Raw genomic sequence first — 15,107 nt, 5'->3', positions numbered from 1 at the left:
GTCATGGAAAACAGGATCGAGAAGGACAGCTTCGGCCCGATCGAGGTGCCGGCCAACCAGCTCTGGGGCGCGCAAACGCAGCGCTCGCTCCACCACTTCCATATTTCGAGCGAGCGCATGGCGCCGGAACTGGTCGCGGCGCTGGCCCAGGTCAAGCGCGCGGCGGCGGCGGTCAACCGCTCGCTCGGCAAGCTGCCCGCCGACAAGGCCGACGCCATCATGAAGGCCGCCGACGAGGTGCTCGACGGCCGCCACCCAGGCGAGTTCCCGCTGGCGGTCTGGCAGACCGGCTCCGGCACCCAGAGCAACATGAACATGAACGAGGTGCTGGCCAACCGCGGCTCCGAGCTGATGGGCGGCGAACGCGGCGAAAGCCGCCTGCTGCACCCGAACGACCACGTCAACATGGGCCAGTCGTCGAACGACATCTTCCCGACCGCGATGCACGTGGCGGCCGCCATCGCCGTGGCCAAGGACGTGCTGCCGGCGCTGGCGCAGCTGCGCGGCACCCTGGAACGCAAGGCGCGCGAGTTCGCCCCGATCGTCAAGATCGGCCGCACCCACCTGCAGGACGCCACCCCGCTGACTCTGGGCCAGGAATTCTCCGGCTACGTCGCCCAGCTCGAATTCTCCGAGGCGGCGATCCGCGCTTCCCTGCCCGGCCTGCTGGCGCTGGCCGCCGGCGGCACCGCGGTCGGCACCGGCCTGAACGCCCACCCCGAATTCGCGCCGCGCATCGCGGCCGAACTGGGCTCGCGCACCGGCCTGTCGTTCAAGAGCGCGGCCAACAAGTTCATGGCCCTGGCGGGCCACGACGCCATGGTGGCCGCGCACGGCGCCTTCAAGACCCTCGCCACCGCCCTGATGAAGATCGCCAACGACGTGCGCTGGATGGCCTCCGGCCCGCGCTCGGGCCTGGGCGAGATCACCATCCCCGAGAACGAGCCGGGCAGCTCGATCATGCCGGGCAAGGTCAACCCGACCCAGTGCGAGGCGCTGACCATGCTGTGCTGCCAGGTGTTCGGCAACGACGTGGCGATCACGGTCGGCGGCTCCCAGGGCAACTTCGAGCTGAACGTGTTCAAGCCGATGATCGCCCATAACTTCCTGCAGAGCGCGCGCCTGCTGGCCGACGGCATGCGCTCCTTCGACGAGCACTGCGCCCAGGGCATCGAACCGAACCGCGAGCGGATCGGCGAGCTGATGGAAAAATCGCTGATGCTGGTGACCGCGCTGGCGCCGCATATCGGGTATGATCGCGCCGCGCAGATCGCCAAGAAGGCGTCGCAGGAAGGCCTGACCTTGCGCCAGGCCGCGCTGCAGACGGGGTTCGTGGACGAACAGCAGTTCGACCAGTGGATCGTCCCGATCGAGATGACCCGCCCCGATCCAGCGTAATTCATTACAGAAGGAACGTTGGCGACCGCCTTCCGGCGGCGCCAGGGTCGCCTTCAGGCGGCCTCGTGAATCGTACGCCGCTCCCACCATCCCGAGGATAGAATGCAAAAAATAGTTTTCGATTTGACATCAGAATTTGTCGAGGTTAACCAGCTCCTGAAGCTGGTCGGCCTGGTCGACAGCGGCGGCGCCGGCAAGAACCTGGTGGCCAGCGGCGTGGTGTCGGTCGATGGTAAACAGGAGCTGCGCAAGACCGCGAAAATCCGCAGCGGACAGACCGTCACGATCGGCGACGTGCGGATCAGCGTCCAGTAAACCGGTGCCGCCAAGTGGCGGCTTATGTTTGCGCGCTAACAAACAGAGCGGGGCTTCCTTGTTTATATTTTAAGACGTCATCAATGCAGCTCAAAGGTGAAGACGATGGAAACCCCGGAATCCCGCGCGCAGTCCCAGGAACAGCTGATCGGCGACCTGCGCCTCGTGATCGAAAACGCGGAAGAACTGCTCAAGAATACCGATCATTGCACCAGCACGATCTACCAGAACGCGCGCGCCAAGCTCACCCTGGCGCTGGAAGCGGCGAATGAGGAACTGGCGCGCTTCGAGGACGCCCAGCTGGAACGCATGATGGCCGCCACCCGCGCCGCCAACGAGCGTTACCGCGACCGGACCGGCGAAGAGCGCATCCTGCGCGCCTTCCACTAGTCGCCCGTCCCCGCCGAACACACGCCTTGGCGGGCGCCGTCCGCCGCAATCGCGGCCACGACGCCCAGGTCGAACCAGCGGCGCAGCATCGCGCCCATGTCCGGCACATCCCCGCCCTCGGCTTCCACCCCGGCGCACGCCGTATCGAGCGCGTCCGCCAGCGCCTCCCCCGCCGCCAGCCGCGCCAGCGCGGCGTACTCGAAAGCGCCCAGCTCCACCACCTCGACACGCCAGGCCGCGCGCAGCACCAGCAGCGCACCCGGCACGTCCATGGCCGCGGGAAAAGCCCTTCCCTCCTGCCGGTGCGCGCGCCACAGCGGCGCCACCGCCCAGGCGCTGCGCTGCAGGACGCAGCACGGATGCAGGGTGAAGCGCGCCGCCGCCAGCCGCGCCGGGTCCAGTCCCGACAGCGCCGCCGCATCGAGCGCCCTGGCGTCCGGCGCCAGGGCGGCCAGGTGCACCGCCCATTCGAGGCGCGCCATGTCCGCCAGATAAGGCAACTGCGCCGCCGGTGCGAATCCTTCGAGGAAGGCGGCGAAGTCCGCGCCGAAGCGGTTCAGGTCCGGATCCTGCGACGGGTGGGCGCGGCCATAGGCGCGCGCCAGCCCGCCGAAGCATTCCCCGCCGACCAGCTGTTCGATGACGGGATAGGCATTCCCCAGCGCGCGGCGCCAGCCGGCGGCCAGGTTGCCGCGGTAGATCCCGAGCCGTGCATGCCCCGCCAGATGCGCTGCCAGCGTCCCGTCGTGGCCGGGATCGGCCAGGGCGCGTCCGAAGGCTTCCTGCAGGCCGGCCAGCGCCTGCGTCTGCACCTGCACCTGCGCCTGCGGCGCGGCAGCCGGGAGTGGCGCGGATCGTGGCGGATCAGGGCGAGGATCGAAGGCGAGCGCGATCGCACGCGCCTTGTCCGCCTCGTCCAGCAGGACCTCGAGCGCCGGGACCTCGGTATCCCACTCGACCAGCGAAGGGACGCGCCCGAAGCGCGCCAGCGCGGCCCGGTACAGCGCCCACACCGGCGGCGCGATGGCGGCGCCGTGGTGGTCGACCAGCGCCTCCGGCGTCTCGAGGTGCCCGCCCAGGTGGATTTCGCCCACGCTGCCCGGCGGCAGCGCGGCGATGGCGGCGAGGGCGTCCTCGCCGTGGTTGCGCTGGTTCACGTACAGGTTGTTCACGTCGAGCAGGATGCCGCAGCCGCTGCGCTGCGCCAGCTCGGCCAGGAACTGGGCCTCGCTCATGGCGTCGCCGCGGAAGCGCACGTAGGCGGACACGTTCTCGACCAGGATGCGCCGCCCCAGCGCATCCTGCACCCGCCCGACCCGCGCGCACAGCAGCGCCAGCGCGGCCGCGTCGAGCGGCAGCGGCAGCAGGTCGTTGAGCTGGCGCCCGGCCAGCGCGCCCCAGCTCAGGTGTTCGGAAACGAGGAAGGGATCGACGGCGTCGACCAGCGCCCGCACCCGCGCGAGGTGCGCATCGGAGAAGCCGTGCACCGAGCCCAGTCCCAGGCCGACGCCGTGCAGGCCGAGCGGATAATCGCGCCGCAGCCGGCCCAGCACGTGCCAGTCCCAGCCCGACTGGTTCAGGTAGTTTTCGGAATGGACTTCGATCCAGCCGACCGGCTGGCGCCGGTCGAGGAAGGCGCGGACATGCGGGGTGCGCAGCCCGACGCCGACGCCGGCATGCTCCAGCGCCGGCACGGCTTATTTACTGGTGTCCACCTTGCCGGCGTCCGCCTTGCCGGCCTGGTCCGCCTTGGCCGGCTTGAGCGAGCCGCCCAGCCTGGTGCAGGTGCCCTTGGCGACGAACTTCCATTCGGCCGGGTCGTTGTCGGCCGCGGCCATGCCGGCGCAGCCATGGGTGGCGGTGCCGCAGTCGTTCTGGCCCGCCTTCGCCACGCCGTAGCAGGTTTCCTGGTCCGCCTTCGGGCTGCCCATCTGCTCGCTGGCGACAACAGGGGCGGCGCAAACACCGGCAAGGGCGGCGGCGATCAGGGCGTGGCGGTGCGTCATCGGGAACTCCGGTGAATGGTAGACATGGCCGCCAGTGTCGCCCGGCGGCGCAAAAAACTCAAGCGCCGGGCCGCGCCGACCGCTTGCGATGCCGCAACGGCCGTTCAGGCCGTGGTGTTGATACGGTTGCCGAGGTGGGGCGGCAGGTTCGGCGGGCTGGAGGCCTTCACCGACTCGATCAGCTGGGTCGAGTGATCCTTCGCGATATCCTGTGCGCGCTTCAGCATGGTCATGCCGACTTCGTGCCGGGTGCCGGTTTCGGCCATGCTCGTTGCCAGGCCTGCAATTTGATTGACGTCCATCTCGTTTCTCCTGATAAGGCGTTCAGCCTGTAACGACGTTCTGCAAAGAAACTTTAGGACTGAATTGTATCCAATTGTGCAACCACCCGAGGACCGCCTCGAGGTCGTTCAGGTCCAGCCAGGCGACGCCGGCGGCGGCGTCCAGCGGGCGCGGCACATCCGAGACCACGGCCTGGATGGCGGCGTCTTCGGGATACAGCGGCGGCTTGCCCAGCGCCGGCCGGAACACCTCGAGCTTGGGCAGCGGCTCCCACTTGTAGCCTTCCACCAGGGTCAGGTCGGCCGGGTTGAGGCGCGCCACCTGCTCGGCCAGCGGCGGTTCGGGCGCGCCGCGCAGCTCGCGCATGATGGCGATCCGGTAGGGCGAGGCGATCATGACCTCGGCCGCGCCGGCCATGCGCAGGCGCGCGCTGTCCTTGCGCGGCGGCTCCAGCTCGATGTCGTGGTGGCTGTGCTTGATGACGTTCACGCGCAAGCCGTCCGCCGCCAGGCGCGCCACCAGGCCTTCCAGCAGCGTGGTCTTGCCGCTGCCGGACCAGCCCACCACCGCCAGCACCCGTCCCGCGGGCCGGGCCTCAGTAGGCGACACGGTAGCGATAACCACGGTAGTTCATCACGGCCGCTTTCGGCAGCAGGCGCTCCAGCACCAGCCCGGGCGCCACTTCCTCGCCTTCGCGGCGCAGCATCTTATCCACCAGCAGCAGGCGCTCGGCCGGATTCGGCGAATAGATGTAGCCGCCGAGGGCCACCTTCGGGATCTCGCGCTGGATGGCTTCCGGCAGCTCCTGCAGGCTGCGCACGCCCTCCTCGCCCGCCGCCTGGGACGGGGGCGCGGAAGTGGGAGCAGGAGCGGGAGCGGGCGTCGCCACGCGCGCCGGCTCGGCGGCCGCCACCGGCGCCGGCTCGGCCTTCTTCGGCGCCGGCTGCGCAGGTTCGGTCTCGCGTTCTGCCCTGACTGCAGCAGGCTTGGCGGGCTTCTCGGGCTGCTCGGGCTTCTCGGCCTTCGCGGGTTTCGGTTCCGCGCGCGCGGGTTCCGGCGCCGGCGTCGGCGCTGCCGCAGGAACCGGCGCCTGTGGGACCGGGACCGGGGCCGGGGCCGGGGCCGGCTGGACGGCGGCCGGCGCGGCGGCCACCTGCACCGGCGGCACGGCGGCCGGGCGCGGCCACAGGAAGACGGCGGCGGCGGCCACCAGCGCGCCGGCGCCGAGGCCGATCAGGAGCTGGCGGCGCCCGGGCGCGGCAGCGGCCTGCGGCGTGTAGGTCGGCGCGGGCGCATGGATGGTCGGGGCGTTGCCCAGCTGGCGCTCGGCCTGGGCTTTCTTGAGTGCTTCGAGAATGTAGGACATATTATTTCCCCGTCCCTGAGGCCGCGAGCAGGCGCGGTTCCGGCACGCCGGACAGCTGGTTGAGACGCATGTAGGTGCGCGGCCCGGCGACGCCGTCCGCCTTCAGGCTCTGCGCCGCCTGGAAGGCGCGCAGCCATTCCCTGGTGCGCGCATCGAAGGGCCGGTCCAGGGCCGGCTGCGTGGCCTTGTTCAGCTGCGCGAGGCGCGCGCCGAGCCAGTCGACGTCCGGCCCCTGGTCGCCTTCGCGCACCTCGTCGCGGAAACCGCGCGGCATGCGCCAGAAGGTGGTGAACTCGCCGCCGAAACGCGCGACGAAGGCGGGAATCCCGATGCGCTCGCGCCGTCCGTCCGCGCTCAGGGTCACGCTGTGCTCGTCCATCGCGGCCAGCACCGCATAGCCGGTGCGCGGTCCGTCGTGCAGGGTGACCACGGCCGGGCGGTCGAGCAGGCGCAGTTCGTACAGGCCTCCCCTGCCCTGGTGGCAGCGCAGGTTCAGGCGCAGCGCGGCGGCGCATGGGTTGCCATCCGCCAGCGGCTGGCCCCACAAGGCCGCCAGGGCGCGCAGCGCATCGCTCTCGCCCGATTGCACAGGAATCGCGGCGGGACGCGGCGCCGCGGCCGCCGGCGCCGCTGCCGGCGTGCCCTTGGCCACGAGCCTGGCCGCCGGCGCCGGTTCCTGCGCGGGGTGCGGCATGATCTGCCAGGCCGCCGCCGCGCTGAGCGCCGCGCCGGCCAGCACGCCGCCGGCCAGCATGGGCCAGCGCGCGGCCGCGCGGCCGGTGGCGCGGTTGGCCGGACCCTCGCCGGCGAACACTTCGGCCGCTGCCTTCTGCAGGATGGTGCGGGTGACCTGCGGGCTGTTCTCGACATAGGCGCCGAGCAGCGCGCGGTCGCACAGCAGGTTGATGCGGCGCGGCACCCCCTGGGTCAGGCGGTGGATCAGCGGGGTCAGGGCCGCCCCGAACGGCGTGCCGGCGGCCCCGGCGACCGCCATGCGGTGCCCGATGTAGGCGCCGGTCTCCGCCTCGCCCAGCGGTCCCAGGTGGTAGCGCGCGATCACGCGCTGGGCCAGTTGCTCCAGCTCCGGACGCGCCAGCATGGCGCGCAGCTCCGGCTGGCCGATCAGGATGATCTGCAGCAGCTTGCGTTCGCTGGTCTCGAGGTTGGTCAGCAGGCGCAGCTGCTCCAGCACTTCCGGCGACAGGTTCTGCGCCTCGTCGATCACCAGCACGTTGTTCAGGCCCTGGGCGTGGGCGTCGAGCAGGTAGCGGTTGATCGCATCCACATAGCCCTTGACCCCGAGCGGCCCGGCGCTGGCCGGCGGCAGCGCGATATGCAGCTCGTCGCACACCGTCAGCAGCAGTTCCTCGACCGTCAGCTTGGGATTGAAGATATAGGCCAGCCGGCAGTTCTCCGGGATCTGCTCGATGAAGCAGCGGCACACCGTGGTCTTGCCGGCGCCGATCTCGCCGGTCAGGAGCACGAAGCCGCCGCCGCTGCCGATCCCGTACAGCAGGTGGGCCAGCGCCTCGCGGTGACGCTCGCTCATGAAGAGGTAGCGCGGATCCGGCGCGATCGAGAACGGCGCCTGTTTCAGATGGAAGAAATGCTTGTACATGCGTGGCTAGCGTCCTGCCGGCTGCGATTTGAACTTTGCGCAGTATATTTTGCTTTTGTCATTGGCGTACGCAATCGTACTGCCGGGATTCGACCTGCGCAGCGGATGGGGCGAGGCGTCGACCGCCTTGAAGGCGGTGCCGGCAGCTTCGCGCACCGATTTTTCCAGCTCCTCGGGCGTGCTGTCGGTGAGGGCCGCCACGAACACCAGGTCGCTGCTGTCGTCGCTGACCATCACTTCCCGTACCTGCGCGCCCCACAGGGTGGCGTCGACGCGGAACCACCAGGCCCCGCCTTCGCGCTTGTACGGGGGGCCGAAGGACTTGCTCAGGTATTCGTGGAAATACGCGTTGTCGAGCCCGCTGCGGCACAGCAGCGCGCTGCCGATGACGGGACCGAAGGTGGACGGCGCCGCCCGGCCCTGGGCGCAGGCCAGCGCCAGGCCGGCCGCAAGGGCCCAAGGCAAGCTCAGGGTGACTGCTGGGCGTCGGGCCGCGCGCGTGCGCGCTTCCTGGTGGCGGATCACAAGCTTCTCCTTCGACAATCCCCCATTATGACATCGCCCACGCGCCCGGGCCACCTTCCCTGTGGCAACAACCTCATGCGCCCGGCCCCGGCGCCGGCCTGGCCTGCAATAAATAGGCTTCGAGCGCCCGGATGTCGACCGGCTTGGTCAGGTGGCGGTCGAAACCCGCTTCCTGGGTCCGGCGCCGGTCGGCCTCCTGTCCCCACCCGGTCAGCGCGACCAGGCCCAGCGCGCGCCCGCCCTCCAGGGCGCGCAGGCGGCGCGCGGTCTCGAAGCCGTCCATGCCCGGCATGCCGAGGTCGAGCAGGACGGTGGAAGGATGGAATTCCGCGACGGCGGCCAGCGCCGCTTCCCCGCCATAGACGGCGCGCACCTCGGCGCCATCGCCGTGCAGCAGCATGGCCAGCGAATCGGCGGCATCCCGGTTGTCGTCGACCACCAGGATGCGCTGGCCGCGCAGCGGCGCGTCGGACCGGGCGCCCGTTCCCTGCGCCTGCCCGTCCCCCTCGCCGGCGCCGGACAGCGGCAGGTGGACGATGAATTCGCTGCCCTGCTGCACCCCCGCGCTGCGCGCCTCGACCCGGCCGCCGTGCATCTCGGCCAGGCTGCGCACCATGGTCAGGCCGATGCCCAGGCCGCCCTGGCCGCGCCAGCTGTCGCGGTGCACCTGGGCGAACATCTCGAATACGTGCGGCAGGCTCTCGGCCGGGATGCCGATGCCGTTGTCGCGCACCGACAGCGCCACCTCGTCGCCCTCGCGCCAGGCGCTGAGCCGGATGCAGCCGCCGCGGTCGGTGTACTTGGCCGCGTTGTTGAGGAGGTTGGAGAGCACCTGGGTCAGGCGCACCCTGTCGGCCTCCAGCATGACGGGCGGATCGGGCAGCGTGACCTCGAGCCGGTGCTGGCCCTGCTCGATCACCGGGGTGCTGGTCTCGACCGCCGTGGCGACGATATCGGCCAGCGCCACCGTCTCCATGCTCAGGACCAGCTTGCCGCGCGTGATGCGCGACACTTCCAGCAGGTCGTCGACCAGGCGCACGATCTGGCGCACCTGGCGCCCGACCATCTCGACCAGCCGGTCGGCGGCGCGGCGGCCGTCCGGACGGCGCAGCAGGTGCACCGCGTTGCTGATCGGCGCCAGCGGATTGCGCAGCTCGTGCGCCAGGGTCGCCAGGAATTCGTCCTTGCGGCGGTCGGCATCCTTCAGTTCTTCCTCGATGCGCACGGCGTCGGTGATGTCGAGCGAGATGCCGACATGGCTGCGATAGACGCCGCTGGCGTGGAAGCGCGGCGCGCCATGGCTCTCGAACCAGCGCCAGCGGCCATGCGCGTCCTGCACCCGCACGCGCGCCTGGAAGGTCGTATGGCCCTCGATCGCCAGGTCCACGATCTCCAGGTAGCCGGGCGCGTCGTCGGGATGGAGCCGCTCGCGCCAGACGCTCCTGGCGATCGGCTCGCCCGTCCGGCCGAACACTTCCTGGCACTTGCGGTTGGCGTACACCATCCCGGAATCGGCGTCGAACTCGTAGATCAGGGCGGGCGCGGCGTCGGCCAGGGTGCGGAAGCGCATTTCGCTTTCGCGCAGCTCTTCCTGGGTGCGCCGGCGTTCGTCGATGTCGATGTTCAGCCCGATCCAGCGCTGGATCCTGCCATCCGGCCCGACCTGGGGCGCCGCCCGGGCATTGGTCCAGCACCAGCTCCCGTTCGGCCTGCGCAGGCGGAACTCGGTGTTCAGCACGCGCCGCGCCGCCACCGCCTCGGTCCACTGCTGCAGGGCCGCCTCGCGGTCGTCGGGATGGATCGCGTTGACCCAGCCATAGCCCATCCACTCGTCGACGCTCTGGCCGGTGAAGGCGCGCCAGCTCGGCGAATCGGCCACCACCAGCCCGCCGGGATTGGTTTCCCACTGGGCCTGGGCCACTCCTTCGATCAGGATGCGGAAGCGCTCCTCGCGCTCGCGCAGCGCCTCCTCCTGGCGCTTGTACTCGCTGATGTCGAGGATGAACTCGATGCAGCGCGAGGCCTCGCCGCTGCCGGAGAGCCGGCTCGGCGCGCACAGCGCCCAGCGGGTGCTGCCGTCCTTGCACACGAATTCCTTCATGTAGGGCCGGGTCTTGCCGGAATCGGCCAGTTCGCCGGCCGCCCGTCCGGTCACTTCATGGAAGCCGGGCGCCGTCAGCTGCTCCCAGTGCGGCAGCGCGCGCAGCTCGGCCAGGCAATACCCGCACATGCGCTCGAAGGCCGCATTGCAGTCGACCACGTTGCCGTCGAGGTCGAAGAACAGCACGCCCACCGTCTCGATCGACATCGCGCTGCGCAGGAAGCTGTTCGATTCGCGCAGGGCGGCCTCGGACCGCGCGCGCGTCTCGACCATCCGGCGCAGCTGCTCGTTGGCGCCGGCCAGTTCGCGGGTGCGCTGCGCCACCTCGAGCTCCACGTGCCGGCGCGCCGTTTCCGCGGCCTCGAACGCCATGACCGTGCGGTGGCTGGCGGCGGCGAAGTCGGCCAGGCTGCGCAGCAGCCGCGCATCCTCGGCGTCGAAGCGGCGCTCGAGGCCATGGGCGAGCGCCCACACGGTGCCGACCGGGACGCCATCGACGACCCAGGGGACCAGCAGGGCTTCGTGGGTATGCGGGCTGAGACCGCGCAAGGCGGGAAAATGGCGCTCGGGCTCGCTGAACAGCAGCACCTCGTTGCGCAACAACACGGTGCTGCAGGGACTGGCTTCGCCCGGCATGGTGCCGCCGAGGTGATGGGCAAAGGCGCCGGCGATGGCGTGCCAGCGGAACAGGCCATGCTCGCCGCCGGGCTCGAACAGGCTGATGCCGGCCGAGTCGGCCCGGCACAGGGGCAGCACCAGCTCGACCAGCCTGTCCATGACGCCGCGCGGATTCACCGCCAGCGCGCGCGCGAGCGCCGCCATCGCCTCGCTCTCGGCGCGATAGTCCGGCGTCCGTGCCGGCCTGACGGCAAGCTGGTCCGTGATCAGCACGTCGTCGATGCCGGCGCTGGCAAAGGTGGTGCGGGGATCGGCCATCGGCAAACCAGTCCGTCTGGATGAATCCACAGACTAGTTCAAAAAACAACATGACGCCAGCGCCACACCTTTGCCCTCTCGTGACAATTGCACGACTGAATCGACTGGCGCTCCCTGCTAATATGGACGGGCCGAAGCAGCGGGCCGGGAGCCGCGCCGTCCATCGCCCTGTTGTGCATTTCGCACCACGAAATCGCGGTTCCGTCGCCTCTCGTCCACGCAGCGCCGCGTTTTGCCCTATCGTCCAGTCTCCGATCGCTCCCAACGACCAGAACCACATGAAGACCGTCATCAAGCACACCCTCCTGGCCGCCGCCATCGGCGCCGGCCTCCTCGCGGCCCAGGCCAGCCAGGCCGAACCGGCATCCGCCGTCGTCGTCGCCGAGCAGCGCAGCATCGGGGCGTTCAGCGCCATCGAGCTGTCCGGCCCCTACCGCGTCGTCGTGCGCGCGCAGGGCCGCCCGGGGATCGAGCTGTCCGGCGAGCGCCAGCAGCTCGACGAGATCGAGACCGTGGTGCGGGGCGATACGCTGGTGGTGCGGCCGGTCGAGCGCAACGGTTTCCATTTCGGCTTCGGCAAGCGCCGCGACACCGTCACCATCAGCATCACCGCCCAGCAGCTGCGCAGCCTGAAGATGTCGGGCAGCGGCGACGTCGAGCTCGACCACGTTGGCGGCGACCGCCTCAGCGTCAGCGTCGACGGTCCGGGCGACCTGCAGGCGTCGGGCGCGGTGCGCGAACTGGCGCTGCGTGTCAGCGGCAGCGGCGACGCCGACCTGCACCGCGTGAAGGCGGCCAACGTCGAGCTGACCATGTCGGGTCCGGGCGACGTGCGCCTGTCCGGCGTCGGCAACGAACTGCTGGCCACGGTCAGCGGCTCGGGCGACCTGGAAGCGGACGACCTGCGCCTGGCGCGCCTGCAGGCGCGCATGAGCGGTCCCGGCAGCATGCGGCTGAGCGGAACCAGCCGCGAACTGCGCGCCGAGATCAGCGGCTCGGGCGACCTGATCGCCTGCTCGCTGGCGGCGGAAAGCGTCAGCACCGTCCAGCGCGGCCCGGGCAATGCCTGCGTGGCCGGCTCGATCCGCAAGCTCGACGCCGAGATCAGCGGCTCGGGCGAACTCGATGCCAGCGGCCTGCAGGCCAGGAGCGCCGTGCTGCGCCTCGGCGGCCCGGGCAATGCGACGCTGGCCGGCACGGTGGCCGAGCTGAATGCGGAGCTGAGCGGCTCCGGCGACCTCGATGGCGATGAACTCGCGGTGCGCAAGGCCACCATCAAGAACCGCGGGCCGGGCACGGTGGAGCTGGCCCAGGTCTCCGACACGCTCGACGCCGACCTGCATGGCTCGGGCGACCTGAAGGCGAGCATGGCGGGCAAGCGCCTGCTGCTGAAGATGAGCGGTCCGGGCGGCGCCCATATCGACGGCAGGGTCGACCTGGTGCGGGCCCAGATGAGCGGTTCGGGCAGCCTGGAAGGCCGCCGGCTGACGGCCGGCCGCGCCGACATCGCGGTGCGCGGCCCGGGCACCGCGGCGGTCCACGTCGCCGGCCGCGAGCGCCGCCACGGCCAGGGCGAGGCCCAGCTGCTGGTGGTCGACCGCAGCGGCAGCCGCCACTCGGCCCAGTAACCGGCCGCGGGATCACCCGTCCCGCATCGCCGCCCGGGCCTGGATCCGGGTTCCCGCGCCCTGCCGCCTCAGGCAGCGCCGTCGAGGAATCCCGTGACGCTGGCCGGGCGGCCGTCACCGTCCAGCACCGCGGCATCGGCGCCCCGCGCCGCCACCGCCCCGCCCGGCCCGGGCAGGGTCCAGGAAAAGCGCGGCACATCGTTGTGCCCATCCGGCGTGTCGGCCAGTTCCAAGCGGCGCCCGGAAAGTGTGCTGCGCCCCCGCGATCATGGCTATTGGCGGGCGATCGTTGGTGCGTGTTCCATGCTGTCCTCCCTCGGGCTGTGTCATGGCGAACCCATTTTCCGGGACCCGCCCCTGGCTGGCGCTGAGCTCCCGGGTAATGGGGCTCCCCGCCCTGGCAATACCAACGACAATACCAATTATTTTTCCTTCCAAATCAAGCACTTGACCCCATAACCAAGGGCTATCGAGGTATGCCGGTGCGGGAATTTTGCATACCACTTAAATACCTGTTGACAAGCATGGGGGCCCTGCCTATAGTGCGCTGACTCCCCGGCTCTTCATATTTACCATGATCGACTATCTCATCGGCGTCGATGGCGGCGGCACCGGCACGCGCGTGCGCCTGGCCCGCGCCGACGGCAGCGAACTGGCCCAGGGCGCCAGCGGCCCCTCGGGCCTGCGCCACGGCATCGCCAACGCCTGGAACGCGGTGAACGCCGCGGTCGCCCAGGCCTTCGCGGCGATCGGCATCGACGGCATTCCCCTGCCATCCTGCGCCATCGGCCTCGGCCTGGCGGGGGTGCACAACAAGGACTGGGCCGCGAATTTTCGCGCCGCCAATCCCGGCTATGCGGCCCTGGTGCTCGAGACCGACGGCTACTCGACCCTGATGGGCGCGCACCAGGGCCGTCCGGGCGCGATCGTCGCGATCGGCACCGGCAGCGTGGGCGACGCGCTGCTGCCCGACGGCACCCGGCGCGAAGTGGGCGGCTGGGGCTTCCCGGCCGGGGATGAAGCCAGCGGCGCCTGGATGGGCCTGCGCGCGCTGAACCACATCGAACAGGTCATCGACGGCCGCGTCCAGGGCGGCGACTTCGCACGCGAGGTGATCGAAGCCTGCGGCGGCACCCGCGACGCGGTCCAGGTCTGGCTCGGCAAGGCCACCCAGACCGACTACGCCAGCCTGGCGCGCCACGTCGTGGCGCACGGCCCGAGCGATCCGGTGGCGCTCGCCATCCTCGAGCATGCCGGCCGCGAGGTGGCCAGCATCGCGCGCGCCCTCGACCCGTCCGGCGCCCTGCCGCTGTCGCTGTGCGGCGGCCTGGGCGAACCGCTGCGCACCTATTTGCCGGCCGCCACGCTGGCGCACTGCAGCCCCCCGCACGGCGACTCCGCCGCCGGCGCGCTGCGCATGATCGCATTGCACTTGAAGGACACTCAACAATGAATGGCAACATCCTGACGCCCGGCGGCTGGGTCCACGGCGCGCTGCGCTTCGGCGCCCGGATCGACGCCATCGACGGCGTCCCGGTCGATCCAGGCGCCAATGGCGACGACTACATCCTGCCCGGCTTCATCGACGTGCACGTGCACGGCGGCGGCGGGCGCGACATGATGGAAGGCGGCGACGCCGCCCACGTGATCGCCGCCCTGCACGCCAGGCACGGCACCACCAGCCTGCTGGCCACCACCATGACCGCGCCGGTCGAGGACATCGAGCGCGCCCTCGCCGCCATCGGCGTCGCCTGCCGCGAGCGCGGCAAGGGCGAGGCGCGCATCCTGGGCGTGCACCTGGAAGGCCCGTACATCAATTCGCGCAAGCTGGGCGCCCAGCCGCCGTTCGCACGCGAAGCCCGCCTGGACGAAGTGAAGCGCTTCGACGCCCAGGCGCCGATGAAGCTGATCACCGTGGCGCCCGAGATCGACGGCCACATGGAGCTGGTGCGGGCGCTCGCGGATGCCGGCATCCGCGTGCAGATCGGCCACACCAACGGCGACTACGAGGTCGGCGTGGCGGCCCTGGAGCACGGCGCGGCCGGCTTCACCCACCTGTTCAACGCCATGCCCGGCCTGCACCACCGCGATCCCGGCATGGTCGGCGCCGCGCTCGCGCACGCCGAATACGCCGAGATCATCCCCGACCTGCTGCACGTGCACCCGGGCGCGATCAAGACCGCGCTGCGCTGCATCCCGAAGCTGTTCTGCGTGACCGATTCGACCGCCGCCGCCGGCATGCCGGACGGCGAGTACATGCTGGGCCGCCAGGTGGTCCACAAGTGCATGGGCGGCGTGCGCCTGGCCGACGGCACCCTGGCCGGCTCCACCCTGACCATGGACCAGGCGCTGCGCAACCTGGTCAAGATCGGCCTGCCGCTCGAGGAAGCCAGCCGCCGCGTCTCCACCAATGCCGCCGACTACCTCGGCGAAACCCAGCGCGGCCGCCTCGCGCCGGGCTGCCATGCCGATTTCGTGGTGCTCGACCGCGAACTGAATATCAAAGCCGTTTATATCGAAGGAGAAGTTCTGTGACCTCACT

15 protein-coding genes are annotated in these 15,107 nt (G+C 70.6%); 6 read left to right on the top strand and 9 right to left on the bottom strand.

Translation table 11 applies throughout. The features are described 5' to 3' along the window. Window positions 1-3 precede the first annotated feature (3 nt). From fumC to H162_RS0105665, 3 genes are all read left to right on the top strand, one after another. Window positions 4-1,398: a class II fumarate hydratase gene (gene fumC, locus H162_RS0105675; protein WP_020652486.1), complete on the top strand. Its 1,395-nt coding sequence runs from the start codon at window positions 4-6 to the stop codon at window positions 1,396-1,398. A 102-nt stretch (window positions 1,399-1,500) separates the two neighbouring features. Then, window positions 1,501-1,713 (top strand): RNA-binding S4 domain-containing protein, encoded by a 213-nt coding sequence (locus H162_RS0105670; protein ID WP_026354272.1) that lies wholly within the window; start codon window positions 1,501-1,503, stop codon window positions 1,711-1,713. 105 nt (window positions 1,714-1,818) lie between these two features. Further along, window positions 1,819-2,103, top strand: a complete 285-nt coding sequence (locus tag H162_RS0105665; RefSeq protein WP_020652484.1) for a DUF883 domain-containing protein — start codon at window positions 1,819-1,821, stop codon at window positions 2,101-2,103. Here H162_RS0105665 and bufB read toward each other — a convergent pair. From bufB to H162_RS32540, 8 genes are all read right to left on the bottom strand, one after another. After that, window positions 2,100-3,797, bottom strand: a complete 1,698-nt coding sequence (bufB, locus tag H162_RS0105660; protein ID WP_020652483.1) for an MNIO family bufferin maturase — start codon at window positions 3,795-3,797, stop codon at window positions 2,100-2,102. The genes H162_RS0105665 and bufB overlap by 4 nt on opposite strands. Before the next feature lie 3 nt (window positions 3,798-3,800). Beyond that, on the bottom strand, window positions 3,801-4,109 hold the full coding sequence (locus H162_RS0105655; protein ID WP_020652482.1) for a BufA1 family periplasmic bufferin-type metallophore: 309 nt from the start codon (window positions 4,107-4,109) through the stop codon (window positions 3,801-3,803). Between the two features lie 104 nt (window positions 4,110-4,213). Further along, window positions 4,214-4,411, bottom strand: coding sequence for a YjfB family protein (locus H162_RS0105650; RefSeq protein ID WP_020652481.1), 198 nt, complete (start codon window positions 4,409-4,411; stop codon window positions 4,214-4,216). 22 nt (window positions 4,412-4,433) lie between these two features. After that, on the bottom strand, window positions 4,434-5,000 hold the full coding sequence (gene mobB / locus H162_RS0105645; RefSeq protein ID WP_026354271.1) for a molybdopterin-guanine dinucleotide biosynthesis protein B: 567 nt from the start codon (window positions 4,998-5,000) through the stop codon (window positions 4,434-4,436). Beyond that, complete coding sequence (locus H162_RS0105640) at window positions 4,987-5,757, bottom strand: general secretion pathway protein GspB (protein WP_020652479.1); 771 nt, start codon at window positions 5,755-5,757, stop codon at window positions 4,987-4,989. Before H162_RS0105640 ends, mobB begins: the two co-directional genes overlap by 14 nt. A gap of 1 nt (window position 5,758) precedes the next feature. Further along, window positions 5,759-7,375 (bottom strand): AAA family ATPase, encoded by a 1,617-nt coding sequence (locus tag H162_RS0105635; RefSeq protein ID WP_020652478.1) that lies wholly within the window; start codon window positions 7,373-7,375, stop codon window positions 5,759-5,761. Window positions 7,376-7,381: 6 nt separating this feature from the next. After that, window positions 7,382-7,900, bottom strand: coding sequence for a hypothetical protein (locus tag H162_RS30195; RefSeq protein ID WP_020652477.1), 519 nt, complete (start codon window positions 7,898-7,900; stop codon window positions 7,382-7,384). Window positions 7,901-7,973: 73 nt separating this feature from the next. Beyond that, window positions 7,974-10,937 (bottom strand): PAS domain S-box protein, encoded by a 2,964-nt coding sequence (locus H162_RS32540; RefSeq protein ID WP_020652476.1) that lies wholly within the window; start codon window positions 10,935-10,937, stop codon window positions 7,974-7,976. 278 nt (window positions 10,938-11,215) lie between these two features. On the opposite strand from H162_RS32540, the gene H162_RS0105620 reads away from it, so the two are divergent. Next, on the top strand, window positions 11,216-12,565 hold the full coding sequence (locus H162_RS0105620; RefSeq protein ID WP_020652475.1) for a head GIN domain-containing protein: 1,350 nt from the start codon (window positions 11,216-11,218) through the stop codon (window positions 12,563-12,565). Between the two features lie 68 nt (window positions 12,566-12,633). Here H162_RS0105620 and H162_RS35525 read toward each other — a convergent pair whose 3' ends face one another. Further along, window positions 12,634-12,762: a hypothetical protein gene (locus tag H162_RS35525; RefSeq protein WP_267872143.1), complete on the bottom strand. Its 129-nt coding sequence runs from the start codon at window positions 12,760-12,762 to the stop codon at window positions 12,634-12,636. A gap of 377 nt (window positions 12,763-13,139) precedes the next feature. On the opposite strand from H162_RS35525, the gene H162_RS0105610 reads away from it, so the two are divergent. Both H162_RS0105610 and nagA read left to right on the top strand, forming a co-directional pair. Further along, window positions 13,140-14,018, top strand: a complete 879-nt coding sequence (locus H162_RS0105610) for a glucosamine kinase nucleotide-binding domain-containing protein (protein ID WP_020652473.1) — start codon at window positions 13,140-13,142, stop codon at window positions 14,016-14,018. Continuing rightward, a complete protein-coding gene (gene nagA, locus H162_RS0105605; protein ID WP_020652472.1) occupies window positions 14,015-15,100 on the top strand; it encodes an N-acetylglucosamine-6-phosphate deacetylase in 1,086 nt (361 codons plus the stop codon). Before H162_RS0105610 ends, nagA begins: the two co-directional genes overlap by 4 nt. The last annotated feature ends 7 nt before the right edge of the window (window positions 15,101-15,107 follow it).

Origin of the sequence: Massilia niastensis DSM 21313, assembly GCF_000382345.1 — a bacterium.
GTDB classification, from domain to species: domain Bacteria; phylum Pseudomonadota; class Gammaproteobacteria; order Burkholderiales; family Burkholderiaceae_D; genus Telluria; species Telluria niastensis.
This window is presented reverse-complemented; position numbering and strand designations above follow the sequence as displayed.